This window comes from Bifidobacterium asteroides, from assembly GCF_030758775.1.
Taxonomy (GTDB): domain Bacteria; phylum Actinomycetota; class Actinomycetes; order Actinomycetales; family Bifidobacteriaceae; genus Bombiscardovia; species Bombiscardovia kimbladii.
Genome location: NZ_CP132384.1, coordinates 297,803 through 317,407, shown reverse-complemented (window position 1 = coordinate 317,407; position 19,605 = coordinate 297,803). Strand labels below are relative to the sequence as shown.

The 19,605-nt window shown below is 60.7% G+C and carries 13 protein-coding genes and 2 tRNA genes; 2 read left to right on the top strand and 13 right to left on the bottom strand.

What is annotated here, in order from left to right; genetic code table 11:
- Nucleotides 1-19: 19 nt before the first annotated feature.
- On the bottom strand, nt 20-706 hold the full coding sequence (gene leuD / locus RAM15_RS01165) for a 3-isopropylmalate dehydratase small subunit (protein ID WP_024627605.1): 687 nt from the start codon (nt 704-706) through the stop codon (nt 20-22).
- Nucleotides 707-758: 52 nt separating this feature from the next.
- Nucleotides 759-2,162 carry a 3-isopropylmalate dehydratase large subunit gene (leuC, locus tag RAM15_RS01160; protein ID WP_101431909.1) on the bottom strand — a complete coding sequence of 468 codons (1,404 nt, stop codon included), beginning with the start codon at nt 2,160-2,162 and terminating at the stop codon, nt 759-761.
- 193 nt (nt 2,163-2,355) lie between these two features.
- Between leuC and RAM15_RS01155 the strand changes: the two genes are divergently transcribed.
- A complete protein-coding gene (locus RAM15_RS01155) occupies nt 2,356-3,102 on the top strand; it encodes an IclR family transcriptional regulator (protein WP_172636696.1) in 747 nt (248 codons plus the stop codon).
- 10 nt (nt 3,103-3,112) lie between these two features.
- On the opposite strand, the gene RAM15_RS01150 is transcribed toward RAM15_RS01155, so the two are convergent.
- Nucleotides 3,113-4,582, bottom strand: coding sequence for a serine/threonine protein phosphatase (locus tag RAM15_RS01150; protein ID WP_306221709.1), 1,470 nt, complete (start codon nt 4,580-4,582; stop codon nt 3,113-3,115).
- Between the two features lie 228 nt (nt 4,583-4,810).
- Between RAM15_RS01150 and RAM15_RS01145 the strand changes: the two genes are divergently transcribed.
- Entirely contained in the window at nt 4,811-5,770 is a 960-nt protein-coding gene (locus RAM15_RS01145) for a polyprenyl synthetase family protein (protein WP_306221708.1), read from the top strand.
- Between the two features lie 249 nt (nt 5,771-6,019).
- Here the strand turns inward: RAM15_RS01145 and RAM15_RS01140 are convergent, their stop codons facing one another.
- The 10 genes from RAM15_RS01140 to nrdD form a co-directional block, all read right to left on the bottom strand.
- Entirely contained in the window at nt 6,020-7,513 is a 1,494-nt protein-coding gene (locus RAM15_RS01140; RefSeq protein ID WP_045923926.1) for a cytochrome ubiquinol oxidase subunit I, read from the bottom strand.
- Nucleotides 7,514-7,774: 261 nt separating this feature from the next.
- Nucleotides 7,775-9,586: a thiol reductant ABC exporter subunit CydC gene (gene cydC / locus RAM15_RS01135; protein WP_306221707.1), complete on the bottom strand. Its 1,812-nt coding sequence runs from the start codon at nt 9,584-9,586 to the stop codon at nt 7,775-7,777.
- A 67-nt stretch (nt 9,587-9,653) separates the two neighbouring features.
- Nucleotides 9,654-11,597, bottom strand: a complete 1,944-nt coding sequence (locus RAM15_RS01130; protein WP_306221706.1) for an ABC transporter ATP-binding protein/permease — start codon at nt 11,595-11,597, stop codon at nt 9,654-9,656.
- Between the two features lie 61 nt (nt 11,598-11,658).
- On the bottom strand, nt 11,659-12,711 hold the full coding sequence (gene cydB / locus RAM15_RS01125; RefSeq protein WP_306221705.1) for a cytochrome d ubiquinol oxidase subunit II: 1,053 nt from the start codon (nt 12,709-12,711) through the stop codon (nt 11,659-11,661).
- Nucleotides 12,712-12,992: 281 nt separating this feature from the next.
- A complete protein-coding gene (locus RAM15_RS01120) occupies nt 12,993-14,168 on the bottom strand; it encodes an NAD(P)/FAD-dependent oxidoreductase (protein ID WP_306221704.1) in 1,176 nt (391 codons plus the stop codon).
- Between the two features lie 324 nt (nt 14,169-14,492).
- Nucleotides 14,493-14,564: transfer RNA gene (locus tag RAM15_RS01115), tRNA-Gln, on the bottom strand.
- A 41-nt stretch (nt 14,565-14,605) separates the two neighbouring features.
- Nucleotides 14,606-14,678, bottom strand: a tRNA-Glu gene (locus RAM15_RS01110).
- Nucleotides 14,679-14,746: 68 nt separating this feature from the next.
- The gene (gene gltX / locus RAM15_RS01105; RefSeq protein WP_306221703.1) at nt 14,747-16,273 is read right to left on the bottom strand and encodes a glutamate--tRNA ligase; all 1,527 of its coding nucleotides are present in this window, start codon (nt 16,271-16,273) and stop codon (nt 14,747-14,749) included.
- Nucleotides 16,274-16,329: 56 nt separating this feature from the next.
- On the bottom strand, nt 16,330-17,052 hold the full coding sequence (gene nrdG / locus RAM15_RS01100; RefSeq protein WP_306221702.1) for an anaerobic ribonucleoside-triphosphate reductase activating protein: 723 nt from the start codon (nt 17,050-17,052) through the stop codon (nt 16,330-16,332).
- Between the two features lie 83 nt (nt 17,053-17,135).
- Nucleotides 17,136-19,532, bottom strand: coding sequence for an anaerobic ribonucleoside-triphosphate reductase (gene nrdD / locus RAM15_RS01095; RefSeq protein WP_044097678.1), 2,397 nt, complete (start codon nt 19,530-19,532; stop codon nt 17,136-17,138).
- Nucleotides 19,533-19,605 lie beyond the last annotated feature (73 nt).

The window sequence follows — 19,605 nt, the reverse complement described above, 5'->3', positions numbered from 1 at the left end:
AGGGCTCACGGCCCGTCGGTCAAATGATGCCGCGGTCAGCCAGGGGTCCAGGCCAGTCGATTTGACCCTCCCTGGCTGAAGTGACCGGCTCTTCTGGCATGTGCTGGGCCGGCAGGGTACGCGGCTTGAAGGGGAATCGCTCGGCCCGCATACGCTCATAGGCACGGATGTCATCCTCGTGCTGCAGGGTCAGATCAATGTCGTCGTAACCGTTCATGAGCCGCCACCGCACGTAGTCGTCTACCTGGAAAGGCAGAGTCACATCCGCGCAGGTGACCGTGCGAGCGCCCAGGTCCACGGTCATCTCGGTGCCGGGGTCCTCCTCCAGGAGCTTCCAGAGCAACTCCACTGATTCCTGGGGCATGATGGCGGCCAGAACACCGTTCTTGGCGGTGTTCCCATAGAAGATATCAGCGAAGCGGGGGGCGATGACCACGCGGAAGCCGTAGTCCCGCAGAGCCCAGACCGCATGCTCGCGCGAGGAGCCGATGCCGAAGTCCGGCCCGGCCACCAGAACTCGGGCGCCTGAATATTCGGGCCGGTTGAGCACGAAATTCGGATCCCTTCGCCAGGCGTAGAAGAGCGCGTCCTCGAAGCCGGTCTTCTGCACCCGCTTCAGGAATACGGCGGGGATGATCTGATCGGTGTCGACGTTGGAGCGGCGCAAGGGCACCCCGACCCCGGTGACAACGGAAAGTGGCTCCATGATGACCTCCTGCCTGCTGGATGGCGATGACGATGACGAATGATTGATGGGCTTACAGATCGGCCGGGGAGCAGATGGTTCCCCGGATGGCCGTCGCAGCGGCCACCTCGGGCGAGGCCAGATGCGTCCTGCCGCCCTTGCCCTGACGACCCTGGAAGTTGCGGTTGGATGTGGAGATGGAGCGCTCCCCCGGCACCAGCTGGTCGGGGTTCATGCCCAGGCACATGGAGCAGCCAGCGTTGCGCCATTCGGCTCCAAAGTCCTCGAAGATGCGATCCAGCCCCTCCTTTTCGGCCTGAATGCGAACTCGCGAAGAGGCCGGAACCACCAAGACGCGATGCAGGTTCTTGGCCTTGTGGTGTCCCTTCATGATGGCTGCCGCCGCGCGCAAATCCTCGATGCGCCCGTTGGTGCAAGAACCAATGAACACGGTGTCCACGGCGATGTCCCGGATTGGCATCCCCGGCTTCAGACCCATGTAGTCGATGGCCTCCTGGGCTGCCTGTCGCTTGGCCGGGTCGGCGATCTTTTCGGGCACAGGCACATCAGCGGCAATGGGCAGACCCTGTCCGGGATTGGTGCCCCAGGTCACGTAGGGGGTCAGCTGGTCGGCATCCAGGATGACCTCCTTGTCGAAGACTGCGTCCGGATCGGTGGGCAGGGTACGCCAGTAGTCCAGTGCCTGATCCCACATGGCCCCCTTGGGGGCGTGCGGCCGGCCCTCCAAGTAAGCGAAGGTGGTCTCGTCCGGCGCGATCATCCCGGCCCTCGCCCCGGCCTCGATGGACATGTTGCAGATGGTCATGCGCGCGTCCATGGACATGCGCCGAATGGCCTCGCCCCGGTACTCCAGAACGTGCCCTTGGCCGCCGCCAGTGCCGATCTTGGCGATGACGGCCAGGATGACGTCCTTGGCGCCCACGCCCGGCTTGAGCTGCCCGCGGACGGTGATGGCCATGGTCTTGAAAGGCTTCAGGCTCAGGGTCTGGGTGGCCAGAACATGCTCCACCTCGGAGGTGCCGATGCCGAAAGCCAGGGCCCCGAAGGCCCCGTGGGTCGAGGTATGCGAATCGCCGCAGACGATGGTCATGCCGGGCTGCGTCAGTCCCAGGACGGGTGCAAAAGCGTGGACGATGCCCTGATCGGCATCCCCCAAGGGATGCAGACGGACGCCGAACTCGCGGCAGTTGCGCTCCAGGGTGGAGATCTGCAGGGCCGAGACCTTGTCGGCGATGGGCCGATCGATGTCGATGGTGGGGGTGTTGTGATCCTCGGTGGCGATGACCTGGTCCAGGTGACGGATCTTGCGGCCTGCCAGGCGCAGCCCCTCGAATGCCTGTGGGCTGGTTACCTCGTGCATAAGCTGCAGATCGATGTAGATCAGATCGGGCTCGCCTCCCTGGCCCTTTCTGACCAAATGATCGGCCCAGACCTTTTCCGCCATTGTGCGTCCCATATCGCCTCCTGAAAACCTGCGACCAGCCGGAGCGCCAATCTCATCGGCACCCCGCCGGCTTCTTACCACCGAGTATGGAACTGCCCAACCGTTATGAACTTTTGCATTTCATATACTGAGATGGCATAATTCAACCATGGACACACCTTCTATGAACGACGACGACAGATACCCCTCCACAAATGATCCGAACATGCATCAGGAGGAGATTCATTCGGGCGTCGGCGTTCTGGACAAGACGGTGCGAATTCTGGACACCCTGGAGACTGGACCCATGACCCTGGGCCAGCTGGTCAACGCCACAGGGTTGGCTCGACCCACAGCCCACCGACTGGCCATCGCCTTGGAGCGCCACCGCTTCGTGCTGCGGGACGCGCATGGCCGCTTCGTCCTGGGCTCCCGCTTCGCCGAGCTGGCCGCTGCCGCTGGCGAGGATCGACTGCTGACCGCCTCGGGGCCCATCCTGCATACACTGCTCAACCGTTCGGGCGAGTCAGCCCAGATTTTCCGCCGCCAAGGCGAAGTCCGTGTCTGCATCGCCGCGGTGGAACGCGCCTCGGGCCTGCGCGACTCCATCCCCGTAGGCGCCCTGCTGTCCATGGAGGCCGGGTCGGCAGCGCAGATTCTGCTGGCCTGGGAGGAACCCGAGCGCCTCCATCAGGGTCTGCGGCACGCCAAGTTCAACGCAGCGACCCTGGCCACGGTCCGCAAGCGCGGCTGGGCCGAATCCATCAACGAGCGGGAAGAAGGCGTCTGCTCCATCTCGGCCCCCATCCGCAACGGATCCGGGCAGGTCATGGCCGCCATATCCATCTCCGGGCCGGTCAACCGCATGTCCACAACGCCGGGAAGGCGCTACGCCCCCCTGGTCATGGCCGCCGGCAAATATCTGACAGAAGCCCTGCTGCGAGCCTCATCTCCCGCCCGTCGCAGGGTCTGAGCGGGAATTCCTAACGCCTTGGTCCTGACCGCCGCCTGCTGGATCCCCAGGAGGCGATCAGCCCGGCAAGAGCCGTCAGGCCGCCCGCCAAGAACCCGGGCCGACGCAAGAGGTTGACCGCGTCCCCGGTGGAGGTGGGCACATGGCTCATGGCGAAGGTGTAGACCTTGTGGGATCCTGGCCGCCCCACCAATTGCCCGAACTCCAGGAGCTGAGTGCGAGGATGATGGGGATGGCGGATGTCGAACTCGAAGAGCCGGGCAGCCCGCTTGCTGGGCACCGGACCGTATGAGCCGAATCCGCATGTAGGCGTGGCCCCCAGCGTCAGATCTCCGCTACGGCCGACAAAGCCATTGCGATGGTCATGCCCGGCGAAGAGGGCGAAATAGCCCCGGTTCCGGGTCAGCAGGTCATACTCGCCGCTGTCCTCATCCGGGCAGGAGACCCCCTCGCCCAGGTAGGAGCCGGGGCAGGTGCGCGATTCGTCCAGAATGTAGCAACGGGAGTCGAAACTTCTGTAACCTTGGACCGCATAGGCTGTGGTGGCTGGCACCGGCTTGAGCAGATCGTAGAACTGGGGAATGGGCATGTGCTGGAAGACTATGGACCGGTTGCCCAGAAGATCGGGAGCGGCCGCCAGAAAGTCCAGGGCCTGCGCCGACGGTGAGCCATAGCCTCCTGCCCGGGCATAGTCGCCAGAGTCCAGCAGGACCAGGCCCATGACCACCCCGTGACCGTCGCAATCCGCCACAGGCAGCGCGAAGGTGCCTGGAGCGCAGACGAAAGCCGTCTGGGAGGGCAGGGCCGACCCGATCAGCGCATGGACTCGATCAGGATGGGCGACCGTGGCCTCCGGGTTCAGGCAACCGGGCACCTCCCGATAGATGGCATCCATCTGGTCGGTGTCCAGCCCACACTGGAAGTCGTGGTTGCCATAGGTGACGACGAAGGGAATCCCGCGTTCAACCAGCGGGCCGGTGACCAGGCCAACGGTTCTGCGGACCAGATCCTCAGTGTGCTTGATGTTCTGCTGGCGTACACGCTCGGCATCCCTGCGGTCTGGTTCCCGGCGGTCCGCAACAGCCTGACCATCCTGGGACTTGGCAGAGCGTTTCAGAGAGGCTCCCCCAAGCCCCAAGGCGCCGCCCATGCTCAGACCAGCAGAATAGATGCCGTCCAGGGGAGTGCTCCAGCGCCTCTTGCGGAAGGTGCGCTCGTAGGCCGTGTCGTAACCGGCTACCTGGTTGCCTGAGAAGACCACCAGATCGGGCTTTGCCGCATCGCAAGCCGCGCCTATCAGCCTGATTGTGTCCGGAGAGACCTTGGGGCCTTCCTGGACGTCGGCCAGCTGCAGGAGTCTGAACTTGCCTGAGTAATGGAACTGAAGTCGCCCCAGCCGGGCCGAAACGGACAGCGGTCGATCATGCTCTCCCCCGCCGCCTTGTGGGGAGACCTGATCCGCGTGGTAATGCTGACTCATACATCCAGCCTACTTCACCCGACTTCGCCTCTAGGCCGATGTATGCAGTCCTCTTACGAATCGGATTCAGGCCGCAACGTCACCACCGCAGGCCGGCACCCTGATGTTAACTTGACCACAGTGATTACGATGACGGCAAGGACCGGGCCGACAATCTTCAGGCCTGGCCCCGGTCTTGGTATATTGGATACGTTGCGGTTCTTAACGAGATAGAGGGAGCGTACCTCCATGGCAGAAGGACAAGAGCTCCTGTTGCGCAAGGATCTTGAGCGGGTTGTCGACCGCCTGCACCAGGAACGTACTCATGTAGCGCCCTATCAGGAGGATTACCGTCGACTGCTGGATAACCACGGCAAGATGATTCGCGCCGCTATGGTGGCTCTCTTTGCGCGGGCCGGAGCACGAACCAAAGGACACTTGGACGACACCGTCATCACCGGCGCCGCCGCCATCGAGATGCTTCATCTGGCCACCTTGGTCCACGACGACGTTCTGGATAACGCCCCCATCCGCCGCAACAAGCCCACGGTCCACACCATCCGGGGCAACAAGGCCGCCATCTATCTAGGTGATCTGATCCTCTCCCGCTACATGGAGATCATGGCCTCCATCGCCCCTGACACAGGCTTTATCCGCGAACAGGCCGGCACGGTCTGCGAGATCGTAGGTGGAGAGCTCTACCAGGAGTCCGACCGCCACCACACCCACATAACCATTGACGATTACGACAGAGCCATCTCCGGCAAGACCGCAGCCCTCTTCCGACTGGCCTGCCTGACCGGGATCCGCCTTGACGGCCAGCCAATTGACCCGGCATTGGAGCAGACCGCCAGAGACTTCGGCGGCAATCTAGGCATGGCTTTCCAGATCATTGACGACATCAACGATTTTGATCTGGATCGTGACAGCGGCAAGCCCAAGCTGGAGGATATCCGCGACGGAATCTACACTCTGCCGGTTCTGCTGGGGTTCCAGAAGGATGAGAACTTCAGAGCCTTGGTCCAGCAGGACGATCCCGAACAGGTAGTCGACTACCTCAGAGCACATCCCCAGTTGATGGAAAGCAGCCGTCAAACCGCCAAAGACTATCTGCGGCGGGCTTCAGACAGCCTGGAGGATTCCCCCATGTCTGAGGGCATACGCAGCTTGCTGCAGCGGATTGTAAGCAAGCTGACTGCCCAGGTCTGACCGAATCGGCGCGGCGGAACCGGCGCAGCATAACTAGAGCGAGTGAGACCAGCCTCCTATCAGCCACGAGCCGAACATCCGTCATATCTGCCACTTCATGCTTGGCATTGCTCTCTTTTCTGAATCTCACCACAGCTGGCAGCCGCTGATGACAAACACCCTATGACAGCAAATCCCCCGTTCCGGACCATACGGTCCGAAGCGGGGGATTTACCGAAGGGGAAGGGAGTGTTTAAGGTCAGCCGGCCATTAGGCCAGGGCCACCCGAGCTGGTGCGCCATGCACCTTGGCAGGCTGCGGCCCATTGCCGTCATCCGGCTTGTAGAAGGGTCCCTGGTGCAGGGTCCTCCTGGTATAGAAGACCATGACTCCGCCCAGAACCAGGAAGAGCAGGAAGTAGACAATGCAGGTGAAGAGCAGGTTCGGCACCGTGCTGGTGGGCGAAACGCCATCGGCAATGGTCTGATAACCATAAACCAGCCATGGATAGCGTCCAAGCTCAGTCACCAGCCAGCCACTGGTCGTCGCAGCGAAGGGGGCGAAAGTAAAGATACCCATGATCCAGAGCTTCCAGCGTGTGGTGAAGAGCGTGTTCTTCTTCTTACGTGTGAACCAGAGCACCAATGCTGATATCAGGGCAAAGGCAAACCCGATTCCGACCATCAGACGGAAGACCCAGAATAGGGTGGTGACCGGCACGTAGTAGTTCATGTCCTTGCCATACTTGGCATCGTACTTCTCGTGCAACTCCTTGTTGACGGTGTTCATGCCCTTGACGGCGCCTGTCTTCTTGCCGTAAGCCAGCTGTGACATGGCTCCGGGAATCTCGACGGACCCTTCAATCTTATGGTCCTTCTCATTGATCAGAGCCACGGCATTCCAAGGAGCGGGATCGCCGGTGTCCTCGTAGATGCCTTCGGTGGCGGCCAGCTTCATGGGCTGATCGGTCACGATGTACTTGCCCTGCAAATCACCGTAGGTGATCACGCAGATGGAACCGATAAGACCGAGCAGGGCGGCCAGACGAATGGACTTGGTGAACAGGTTGACCTTGGCCTGCTTCTCGGAGTCGGCCTCGACAGCGGCCACGGCCTGATCCTTGTTCCCCATGTGCATTCTCAGCAGGCTGAAGGCGCTGCAGCCCATGACCACGAAGGCCCCTGTGCAGACGGCGGCGAAGAAGACGTGGGGGAACTCGATCCACAGCTGGGGATTGGACATGACATCACCGAAGCTGCGCAGTCGCACATGACCGGTGGCCTGGTTGATCTCGAAACCAACCGGGTGCTGCATGAAGCTATTGGCAGCCAGAATCCAGATGGCCGACATGGAGGAACCCAGGAAGGTCAGCCAGATGAAGATCACATGCACGGCCGGCTTGAACCTATTCCAGGTGAACATCCACACGCCGATGAAAGTGGACTCCAGGAAGAAGGCCAGCAGGGCCTCGATGGCCAGGGGGGCACCGAAGATGTCACCCATGAATCTGGAGTAGTTGGACCAGTTCATGCCGAACTGGAACTCCTGGATGATGCCCGTGACCACGCCGACCGCGAAGGAGAGCAGGAAGATCTTGGACCAGAACATGGTCATCTTCTTGTAGACATCCTTCTTGGTCACCACATAGGTGGTCTCCATGATGGCGACCGCCAGGGCCAGACCGATGGTCATAGGGACATAGAAGAAGTGGAATATCGTCGTCATGGCGAACTGGAATCTAGACAATCCCAATACAGTGAACATCGTTCCTCCCAATCTCTGCAGGGTTCGTCGGGCGCGGGTACACGGGTCGAATCCGGACGGATTCAGATATGACCAGGCTTGTGCCCACAAGAACCTTTCAGCTCTCCCCGACTTCGCGACCTGGTCGCTTCCACGGGCTCCGGTTTCCTCACCGTCCAGTCCATGAACCGACGGCGCACGGTGACCGGCCGGGAAGCCATCCGACAAGATCGGCGACCCGACAACCGTGCAAAATTCATTGCTCGGGAAACAGCCTGATGGTCATTCAACAGGGTTCCGTCCATCTGAATCTGACTGCTTCTTTAAGTATATCCCTTGACCGGCACCATTGTCCACGTCCGAGACATCCATGCGATAAAGTTCACGGAAACGGGCGTTCGCATGGTACAAATCAACAGGTCGACCCTGCATGGCTATATGACCATCCTGCATAAAGATGACCTGGTCGGCCTCCTCCAGCCCCTGGAGGTGGTGGGTCACCCAAAGAAGGGTGCGATCCTGGCTGACCTTGAAGATCATGGCCATGAGCCGCCGCTCGGTTATGGGATCCAGACCGATGGTTGGCTCGTCCAGAAGAATGATCGGCGTGCGCTTGAGCACAATCCTGGCCAGGGCCAGACGCTGGCGCTGCCCGCCTGAAAGACGGCCGCCAGCCTCATCCACCGGCGTGTCGATTCCCTGGGGCATGTCATCTACGACCTGATCCAGCTGTACAGCCTTCAGAGCCTGGCGAACCTGATCATCATCGGCCTGGGGAGCGCCCAGACGCACGTTGGAGGCGATGGTGGTGTTGAAGAGGAAGGCCTGCTGGTTCAGGTAGCCAAAGAGCTCAGGACGCTGATCCTGCAAGGCATCGACCGGTATTCCATTGATCAGGATGCGGCCACTGGTGGGGCGCAGGTCGCCCAGGAGCAGCTGAAGGACCGTCGTCTTGCCCTCGCCGCTGGGACCGAGCAGGGCCACGCGCTGCCCGCCTTCGATTCGCAGGCTGAAGTCGTCCAGCAGCAGGGGGTCATCAGGACCATAGGAGAAGCTGACATGGTCGAAGACGATTGACTTGATCGGCCCCTCCAGCCTGGTCTGGGCGCTCGGCTCAATTCGCCGGGACTCGACCCGCTCGGTCAGATCATTCAGGTGGTCCAGCGAGTCTGTGTAGAGGGGAACCTCGGCCACGGCCTGGGAGACCACGATGAAGCAGTCGACCAGAGGGAAGACCGCCAGGACCACGGCTGCCGCGAAGTCCGCAATGGAGGTGGAGCTGGTCATACGCAGATCCGCTCCAACAATCAGAGCCACCACCATGAGGGCGAAAATCATCTGGATGCCGCAGTTGCGCCAGCGTTCAAACCGCTTCTGCTCTTTGCGGCCGGTGGCGATGTCGTTGAAGTCACCGGACGCCGTGTCCACGAAGCGCCGCCGACGGCGGGTAATCACCCAATCCCCCAGGCCCATGTAGCTCTCGGTCACTGCAGTGTATTGATCCTGCCGCCGTGCCTTCTCCATGTCGTAACGCCCGTCTGAATAAGCCAGCGAGACCAGCGGGATCAGGATCAGGATCAGGGCGAAAAGCAGGAAGAGCAGGAGCGAGGTCAGCCAGGAGAAGACGCCTACGGCGATGGTCACCACCACCCACATCATGTAGGCTACGACCGTGGGGAAGATGGTGCGCAGGTAGAAGTTCTCCAGATGGTCCAGGTCGTCCGAGAGCATGCCCAGGACCGTGCCTGTGCGCTCATGCTCGTTCAGGAAGGCCGCATCCTGCGAGAGGGTGCGGTAGAGCTGAACCCGCAGCTTGGAAACCACCCGGAGCACCCAGTCATGGCTCTTGATGCGCTCCATGTACTTGAATGTGGGTCGTCCGATGCCGAAGGCCCTGGTAAGGACCACCGGCACGTATACGGCGAAGATGTTGAAGGGATGGCGGGCCGACCTGCTGATCAGGAATCCCGATGTGAACATCAGTCCAGCCGCGCACACGAAGGTGATGGTCCCCAGGAAGAAGATCAGGGCAAGCAGCCCCTTGTTCTCACGCAGGTAGGGCCAGAACCAATGGTCCCGATGCCAGATATGCATGTAGCCTGACAGCCCGCGGCCGCGGCGGGAGGTCTTCGACGATCCCGTGCCATTTCTTCCGGCGGTTTCAGTCCTGCTGGTAGTCGGCAATCTGGTTCCCTCCCATCTCATCGATCAGCGCATCCAAGGGTCCGCCTTGACCAATCAGCTTGCGCGGATCGCCCTGGGCCACAATTCGTCCATGCTCCAGCATGATCACCCAGTCCATGTTGGCCAGCCAGTGCAGCCGGTGGGTGGCCAGGACAACCAGGTGCCCGTCCATGATGGGCAGCAGGGTCTGCTTCAGGTCGTATTCGGTCTCGATGTCCAGGTGGGCTGTGGGCTCGTCAAAGAACAGAATCTCGCGTGAGGGGTCAAGGATCCCCCTGGCCAAGGCGATTCGCTGGGCCTGGCCGCCGCTGATGCCTCGGTTGCCCTCTCCGATTCGAGTGTTCAGACCGTCAGACAATGTTTGCAGCCAGTCGCTCAATCCGGCTCGGTCGGCTGCACGGGCCACGGCGGCATCGTCTGCATCCTGCTTGTAGAAGCGGATGTTGTCGGCCACTGTGCCGTGGAAGATGAAGGGGTTCTGCGGAATGTAGCTGATGTGCCGCTGCCAGGCAGCCACGTTGCAATGCTCCAGCTGATGACCATCCAGGTCGATGGCGCCTGCCTTGGGCTGGTCAAAGCCGGCCAGCAGATCCATCAACGTGGACTTGCCGGCTCCGGAGCGACCGACAATGGCCACCTTGGAAAAGCCGTGCAGGTTGAAGTCCAGGCCGCTCAGCGCCAGAGGCTGCTCCTGAGAATCCACAGCTGCCTCGACTTCAGTTCCCTGCGATGCCGTGGAACCGGCCTCAGCCGAGACCGCTCCCCCATTACCGTCATGAACCTTGGATGCCTTGCGCTTGCTGCCCTTCTTGCTTGACTTTTGGCTCTCGGACTTGGCCATGGCATCCATCTGCGCCCCGGCTGAAGCATTGCTCTCCACCGGCTTGGGGCCAGGATAGGCGAAGTCTATTCCTTCCAGACGCAGGTGGCTGTTCTCCTTCCACCCGGACCAGTCCAGTTCCTCCAAGCGCTTGGGCTCTGGTTGCGCCAGCATATCCGCAATATCGTCCAAGGCGTTCTTGCCGTTCAGCGTGGCGTGGAAGTCGTCTCCGAACTGGCGGATGGGCATGAAGTATTCAGGGGCCAGAATCAGGGCCAGGAGGGCTGGAAAGAGCTCCACCTTGGCATTGATCAGATTGTTGCCCAGGAAGACGGCCATGATGGCGATGGCCAAGGTGGCAAAGAAGTCCAGAGCAAAGGTGGAGGTCATGGCCACCCTGATAACGCTCATGGTCCTCTTGCGGAAGCGGTCCGAGACCGAATAGATCTCGTCCTCGTACTCCTTGTCAATGCCCAGCATCTTCAGGGTCGGCAGGCCCAGGACCGTATCCATGAATCTGGTGTTGAGCTTGCGGAACTGAGCGTACTGCCGACTGGAACGATCCCTGGCTGCCAGGCCCAGGATGATCATGAAGAAGATAAGCAGGGGCAACATGAGCAGGAGGATGAGCCCGGAACCTGCATCCTGGGTCCAGACCACAACCAAGACAATCAATGGGATGAAGATGAGATCCATCATCTTTGGCAGGACCGTCAGCACGTAGGTACGCACCTGGTCAAGCCCATCCACCAGCATGGTTACGGCCGAGCCCGTGCCACGCCGGGCCAGAGCCGACGGCCCCAGCGAGAAGACCTTGTCCTGAATACGGGGCCGAAGTTCGGCTATGATGGCGTCGGCACGGTCAGTGGCAAAACGATCCTTGGCCACATCGCAGAGCTGTCGACAGGTGTAGGCGGCCAGAAAGATCAGTACCGGCACCACTAGCACCTTGAGGTTCTGAAGGTGCCAAATACGTACCAGAGCCAGGGTCAACCCATAGGCCTGAACCACCACGCCTATTCCCTGAACCAGGGACAGTGCGGCCAGCAGACCCAATGTGGACCGGACTCCGTCGAAACGGAAGAGATTTTTGTCAATCAATGCATTATCCTCCGGATGCGCTCCGGTCCTGCCAGCACTGCCCCCCTGCCTCCTTTAACTTTCAGACGGTCTCAGCCACAGTGGCCGAAGGGGCCACAGGAGAGGCCAGATGGGCACCATCGGTGTCCAGCCGCTTGCGCTGGATGAAGTAGCTCCAGATGAAGTAGGCCAGCATGATGGGCAGGAAGATGCAAAGCACCACAGTCATGATCTTCATAGTCAGCGGCGAAGCTGAGGCATCCTGAATCAGCAGGTTGTGGGCCGGATCATCAGCGATCATCACCCGCGGGAAGAGCCCGTTGAAGATAAAGGCGATGATGGCCATCAGGGTGATGCCCGAGCAGGTGAAAGCGTAGCCGCCATGCTTCTTGAAAACGGCAACGTGACCTCCAATAACCGAGGCCAGGATAATTACGGTGATCAGCCAGGTGGACAGGGGACGCGCCTTGTAGAAGTCGGTGTTGAAGATGGCCAGGAGCACGAAGACGACCAGAGCTGGATAGGCGATCCAGTAAGCCTTCTCGCTGACGTTGAGCATCCGACGGGAATCCATGACCCCCATCTTCAGGCTCAGGAAGTGCAGGCCATGAACGAAGCTGAAGAAGACGACAGCGATGCCGCCGACCACAGACAGCCAGTTGAACACGTCGAAGAACCCGGGCCACGCATCGCCGTTCTTATCCATGGGAATGCCCTGGATCAGGCTGGTCAGCATCATGCCCAGGAAGAATGGCGCAAAGAGCGAGCCGATGAAGTTGGCCCACTGCCAGACACCACGCTCACGGCTGGTCAGCGCATGGGAGGCGAACTCGAAAGAGACGCCGCGCAGGATCAGGGAGACCAGCACCAGGAAGAGCAGGAGGTAATACCCGGAGAAGAGGGAGGCATACCAGAGTGGGAAAGCAGCAAACATAGCGCCGCCGGCGGTGATCAGCCAGACCTCGTTGCCATCCCAGTGGGGGCCGATAGCCCTCATGAAGGTGGCGCGCTCATCACCATCGCGGGCCACGAACCTGGTAGCCATGCCAACGCCAAAGTCGAATCCTTCAAGCAGAAGGAATCCTGCAAAAAGCAGGCCAATGACAAAGAACCACAAACCTTGTAGAAAACTCATGCTAATGCCACTCTCCTCTCGCTCCTGCCGATCCGCGCACGGGCACGGGGGCCTCCAACATTCTGGCGGAGGCCACAGTCGGCCACGGTCTTCGCCAGAATGAGGAGGAGCAGGAGGTAGTCAATGATGTCGATGGACGCAGGGCCGATGGCCATCGTCGCCCAGAATGATCCAATCCGAGGCTGGGACGGGACGAACATGCGCCGCTTCCTCATGACCTGAATCATGTTCGTCCTCCTCTCCCTCGTCGTCTAGCCCTTTACGTCCCTTGAGACGCTGGTTCAGTTGCTCTCCAACATGGTACGCACGTCAGCCAATTCCAGGACCGACCGCTCGTTCACGATCCACTTCAGGACCGAGACCACCTTGCCCTTGAGCTTCAGCGTGCCCATACGGTCGATTTCGGCAACCCCATCGTGAGGACCGAGAGAGCACACGGTCCCCAGGCTTCTGTAGGTGAACCGCTGGGGCTCCTGCCCCCGCATTCTGGCGAGGACATTCGCGGCCGCGGTATCAGCCTGGGCCATCGAAATCTGTGCAGTGGTTGGATAGAGCCGACCCGATTGGGGGTCGGGAACGGCGCTGACATCACCCACCAGGAATTCCTCTGGATGCTGCTCCACCGACAGATCATCCCTGACCACTACACGGTTACGCTTCTGATTATACCCGGAATCGGCAATAACGTGGCTACCACGCACACCCGTTGTCCAAATGATCGTATGGGCCTTGAACTCCTGGTCATTGGAGACCACAGCATCCTGCCTGACCTCGGTGATAGCAGTCGATGTGTGGAAGTTGACCCCCCGCTTGCGCAGGTAATCCACAGCCCAGTCGACCAGGTCCTTGCTGAACATAGGCAGAATCTTGGGCGAAGCCTCTATGCAGTCCACCTTGACCTGATCCATGGGGAAGCCCAGGCGCTTTGAGAGCTGAGGCAGACGGTAGACCAACTCGCCCAGGTACTCGATGCTGGTGAAGCCAGCGCCGCAGACCACGATGCTCAGATCCAGCGGATCATGGCTGGTCTGGTAGCGGGCCAGCGTCTGTTCCAGCTTCTTGCGGGCCGCCAAGGCGGTGTCCACGTCAACGAGCGGCCACCCGTACTCTTCGGCACCCTTGATGCCGAAGGTTTCCGACTCGAAGCCCAGGGCGTTGACCAGGTAATCATAGGACAGAGGATCGTGATGCTCCAGGCTGACCTTGCGGTTGTCCTGATCGATGCCAACCACCTTGTCAATAATCAGCTCCACCGAATCAGGCAGGGACTTGCGCAGGTCGAAGACCACGTCCGCCGGTTCCTTGGTTCCCGCCGCCACCTGGTGCAGCTGGGTGGACTCGTAGTGGTACTCGTTCTGATTGACCAGGACTATATGGGCATCAGTCTTTGCATGAGCCAGCTTCTTGACCACGCGAAGACCAGCATAACCAGCTCCCAACACCATGATTGTCGTCATAATCACACACCTTTATCGAAAAAATCGTACAATGATTCGCATACTGGGTGATATTCCCCGATCAGCCGATGATTGGGTTCATCACTCAAGCCTCTATGCTCAAAATATCAGATTCCATCATCGGAAACTCTGACATAGCAGTCTGCCGGGCCTCCTCTTTTTGTTTGCTTGCTCACACCGTGGGCAACTCTGGTGGATGCCTCCGACCGCCGCCTTGCAAACCAGAAGCATCCCTAGAATCCCTAGAATCCATGGTAATGCGTAAATAAGAAGAGCGGAACACCGTGTCGGTATTCCGCTCCTTGGGACTTCATGTCTCTATCGCTGGGGTACCTGGACTCGAACCAAGAATGGATGAACCAGAATCACCTGTGTTGCCAATTACACCATACCCCAATTGGCTGTGCGACAATCGCTTGGACAATTGCCACATGTCGTACCCCCGACCGGATTTGGACCGGTGTTGGCGCCGTGAGAGGGCGTAGTCCTAGACCGCTAGACGACGGGGGCTTCACTTTTCGCCGCGTACGAACCCGGTTCAGCAGGTCAGTAGCACAACAAAAAAGAAATATACCCGCTCAGAGGTTTTGGCGCAAGTTGGCCATCCTTCGGAGTGTTGTGCCCTTGCCCAGGATCTCCAGGGACTCAAACAGGGGCGGCGAGACCCGCCTTCCCGAGACCGCCACCCTGACCGGGCCGAAGGCCAGACGGAGCTTGTAGCCGCCCTCATCCACCAGTGCCTGAGTGAGCAGGTCGTGCAGGTGATCGGTCTTCCAGTCCTGGTCTGGCACATCCTGCAGAGCGGCAATGGCCAGGTCCAGAACCTGTCCAGCGGAGTCCTTGAGCTGTTTTCGGGCATCCGGCTCGGGTTCCAGGTACTCCTCCTGGCTGAGCAGACTGCCTACCATGCCGGAGACCTCGCCCAGCAGACGCACTCGAGGCTGGACCAAGGGGGCGGCCGCGGTCAGAATTCGCTGTTCACGATCGCTCAGATCCTGCCAGCGCTCGGCACTCACCAGCCCGTCGCGCTTGAGATAAGGCAGGGACCGGTCCAGGAAGTCCTGCGGCTCCAGCATGCGGATGTGCTCGGCGTTGATGGCCACGGCCTTATCGATGTCGAAGTGGGCCGGATTGGCCTTGACGTCGCGGATGTCGAAGTGCTCAACCATCTCCTCCATGGAGAAGACATCCCGGTCGGGGCCGATGGACCAGCCCAGTAGAGCCAGATAGTTGAGCAGGCCCTCTGGAATGAAGCCGTGTTCCCGGTGCAGGAAGAGATTGGACTCGGGGTCGCGCTTGGAAAGCTTCTTCTTGCCCTGGCCCATGACGTAGGGCAGGTGTCCGAACAGGGGCATGGCCCGAGCGATGCCTAGCTTCATCAAATAGCGGTAGAGGACGATCTGCCGGGGGGTGGAGCTGAGCAGATCCTCGCCGCGCAGAACCACGTTGATGCGCATCAGTGCATCATCCACTGGGTTGGTCAGCGTGTAAAGGGGATCGCCGTTGGGGCGCACAATCACATAGTCGGGCACGGACCCGGCCTTGAACTCGATGTGTCCGCGAATCAGGTCGTCAAAGGCGATGTCCTCGTCGGGCATGCGGACGCGCAGGGCTGGTCGCCGGCCCTGATCGCGGAAGGCCTGACGCTGCTCCTCGCTCAGGTCGCGATCGTAGCCGTCGTAGCCGAAAGCGGCAGGACGGCCGGCGGCCAGGTTGCGTTCCTTGATCTCCTCGGCGGTGGAGTAGGACTCGTAGGCGTAGCCGGCATCCAGCAACTGCCGGGCTACATCGCGGTATATGTCGCCACGCTCGGACTGCCGGTAGGGGCCATCCGGGCCGCCAACCTCCACACCCTCGTCCCAGTCCAGACCCAGCCACTTGAGGGCCTCCAGAATCTGCTGGTAGCTCTCCTCGCTGTCGCGCTGGGCATCGGTGTCCTCGATGCGGAAGACGAAGGTGCCATGCGAATGCCTGGCCTGGGCCCAGTTGAAGAGGGCTGTGCGGACCATGCCCACATGCGGAGTGCCGGTCGGCGAAGGGCAGAAACGGACCCTCAGATCCTTAGGCAGGTCGGGTTTAGCGTCGTGATCATGCTCATCAGTCATGACACCCATTGTGCCCCGGCAAGGCGACGTAGACCAATTCAGAGCAGGAGCCGGTATCAGCCCCGCTGCTGCTCCTGCTGACGGTCCTTGCTGTAGGTCTCGGGAATGAACCTGGTCTGGTCGTGCAGCTTGGGCCAGATGACTACCTGGCCCTGTTCCAAGGACCGTGGCACGTCGATGATCCGCTGGTTGTCCGAGCCTCGGAACTGGAGCAGGCTGTTCTTCCGATTCTCCAAGTAGCGTCCGTCCACCAGCACGTCAAGGTAGGAGATCAGCTGGGCCTTGTCCGGGGTCTCCCCCGGCCGGTTCAGCTCCTCCCAGGTGTAGCCGGTCCAGCACCAGATATCCTTCTCGTGGCCGAACTCGCGCCGAATCCGCTCCGAAAGGCCCAGCAGCATGGGGGTGTTGAGCAGGGGCTCCCCGCCCAGGTAGGTGATGCCCTGCACATAGGACAGCGACAGGTCCTTGATGATGCGGTCTTCAAGCTGCTGGGTATAGGGGTGCCCGGCGCCGAAGTCCCATATGGAGGCGTTGTAGCACCCCTGGCAGCGGAAGGGGCATCCGCTGACGTAGAGGGAGCAGCGGATCCCCTCGCCGTCGGTCATGACCAGACGCTTGTAGTCCGCCACGATTCCCCGACTGAGCCGGCGACCGTCCCACTGGCCGGCCTTGGGATTGTTGGTCAGTGCAGAGGGAACCCCCGGACCGCGCCCCTGCTCATCAGCTGCGAAGTCACGGTGGCCGCCCGTCTTTTTCATGACTGCCTGTTTGTCCGTCATCTGGTCCTCCTCATGACAATGGCGGGCCGCAAACTACCTGGCCCGCCATCAACTGCGTCTTGTCAGAGCTTATTCGTCAGAGCTTATTCGGCCTTGTCGTCGAACCACTCCTTGGTGGATCCATCCTTGAGGACCACGTGGCCGGTCTCGCCCTCCATGTGCTTGACGCGGTGGGCGATCTCCTCGTGCCTGCCGTGGACCATGGGCCGCTGGACGGGGTTGCCCAGGTAGCCGCAAGTGCGCTTGGTCACGTTGCACTTGTCAGGGTCGTCATTGCCGCACTCGGGGCACTTGAAGCCCTCCTCGGTGGGTTCGAAGTCACCCTCGTAGCCGCAGACGAAGCAGTGATCGATGGGCGTGTTGGTGCCCAAGTAGCCGATGCCGATGTCGTAGGCGTAATCCCAGACCGCTTCCAGGGCCTTGGGGTTCTGCTGCATGGAGGGGAACTCGCAGTAGTTGATGAACCCGCCCGAGGCCAGGTAAGGGAAGTCCCGCTCGTAGCTGAGCTTCTCCATGGGCGTGGGCCGCAGCCAGACCGGGTAGTGGAAGCTGTTGGTGTAGAAGTCGTGGTCGGTCACGCCGTCGACAACGCCGAACTTCTCCTTGTCCATCCGGGCGAAGCGGTCGGTCAGCGACTCGGCCGGGGTGGAGTAGACCGAGTAGTGGTATCCCTCAGCCTTCTCCCACTGCTTGCAGAGCTGATTCATCCGGCGCACGATGCTCAGGGCGAATTCCTTGCCCTCCGGATCCCAGGAGTGGTCCTTCATCCAGTCCTTGCCGTAGAAGACGCTGGTGGCCTCATAGAGACCGATGTAACCCAAGGAAACAGTGGCACGGCTGTTGCGGAAGAGGGTGTCCACGCTGTCGGTCGGCTTCAGCCTGCCGAAGGCGCCGTATTGGTAGAGGGTCGGGGCGTTGATGGGCGTGGCCTGCTTGCAGCGCATGATGCGGAACTGCAGAGCGTGATGGGCCACCTCCATGCGCTGGTCGAAGATCTTCCAGAAACGATCCTTGTCGCCGCGGGATTCCAGGGCGATACGCGGGATGTTGACGGTGACTACGCCCAGGTTCATGCGGCCGTCCTCTTCGTCCTCCCCGGTCTCCGGGTTGGTCCAGGCCTGGAGGAAGGAGCGGCAGCCCATGGGGGCCTTGAAGGAACCGGTGATCTTGATCAGGTTCTCATAGAAGACCACATCGGGGTACATACGCTTGGTGGAGCACTCCAGGGCCAGCTGCTTCATGTCGTAGTTGGGATCACCCTCGTCGGCGTTCAGCCCATGCTTGATGGTGAAGACCAGCTTGGGGAAGATGGCCGTGTGGCGGTCCTTGCCAAGACCACGGATGCGAATCAGGAAGATAGCGCGCTGAATCTCCCGGGCGAACCAGGAGGTGCCCAGGCCGAAGCCCACTGTGACAAAGGGGGTCTGGCCATTGCTGACACGGTTGGAGTTGATCTGGTACTCCATGGTCTGCATGGCATCATAGATGTTCTTGCGGGTCAGGATCTTGGCATAGACCTGACGCAGCCGAACAATCTGGGGAGCGTCCAGATCGAAGGGGGCATCCTCGCCGATGGGAGCACGATCGTCCAGGTGGAGCCAGTCAGCCTCCCGAGCCTTGAGGCCGCGGACGACATCCTTGGCCACGTCGATGGGCTCCTCGTCCGGCAGGACAGCCTCAGCCATGGAATAGTTCTTCTTGTAGTCCAGACGAGCGTACTTGTCCAGCATCTCGTCGCAGCGGTTGACGGTCTGGCCACCGTACTGGGAGCCGGCGATGTCCTTGATGATCTGGGTGATCTGCGTGGCGGCCGTGCCGATGGACTTGGGCGAGTCCATCATGGCGTTGCCCAGCTCGAAGCCGTGGGCCAGCATGTCGCCGAAGTCAGGCAGGGAGCAGTTGGTCTCGGCCGTAAAGGGCGAGTAGTCCGCGTCGTGGAAGTGGATGTCGCCCTTCATATGGGCGTTGGAGACATCCTTGGGCAGCATGGCGAAGGCCGAGGCCTTGGAGACCGCGCCAGCCAGCAGGTCGCGCTGAGTGGCGTAGACGTTGGCGTCCTTGTTGGCGTTCTCGCGCACCAGGGTCTCGTCCTTGCTGGTCAGACGGTGAACAGCCTCGTTGACATCAGTGGCCTTGGCCCGCTGAATGTCACGGTCAAGACGGTAGGAGGTATAGGAGCGAGCGATCTCGTAAAGATGGGCATTGACCAGGGCATGCTCGACCAGGGTCTGGATGTCCTCGATCTTGACCGGGTTGGTGTAGCGATCGGTGATCTCGGACTGGACGGTCAGGGCCATGCCCCGGATCTGCTGGCGATCCTCAGGGCTGACCTCGTGCTTGACATCCTTGAAGGCGGCTTCGATGGCATTCATGATGTTGACGGGATCAAAATCGACGATCCGGCCGTCGCGCTTCTCGACCAGAATGCCATCGACAGCATCGCGATCCGAAATGCCACGCTCCTTCACGCTATCGGTCATGACCTCAGTATCCATCGTCACTCCTCATACGACTCATACGGTTACTCATGTGCAGTTGCTTTGGCGTTTCCAA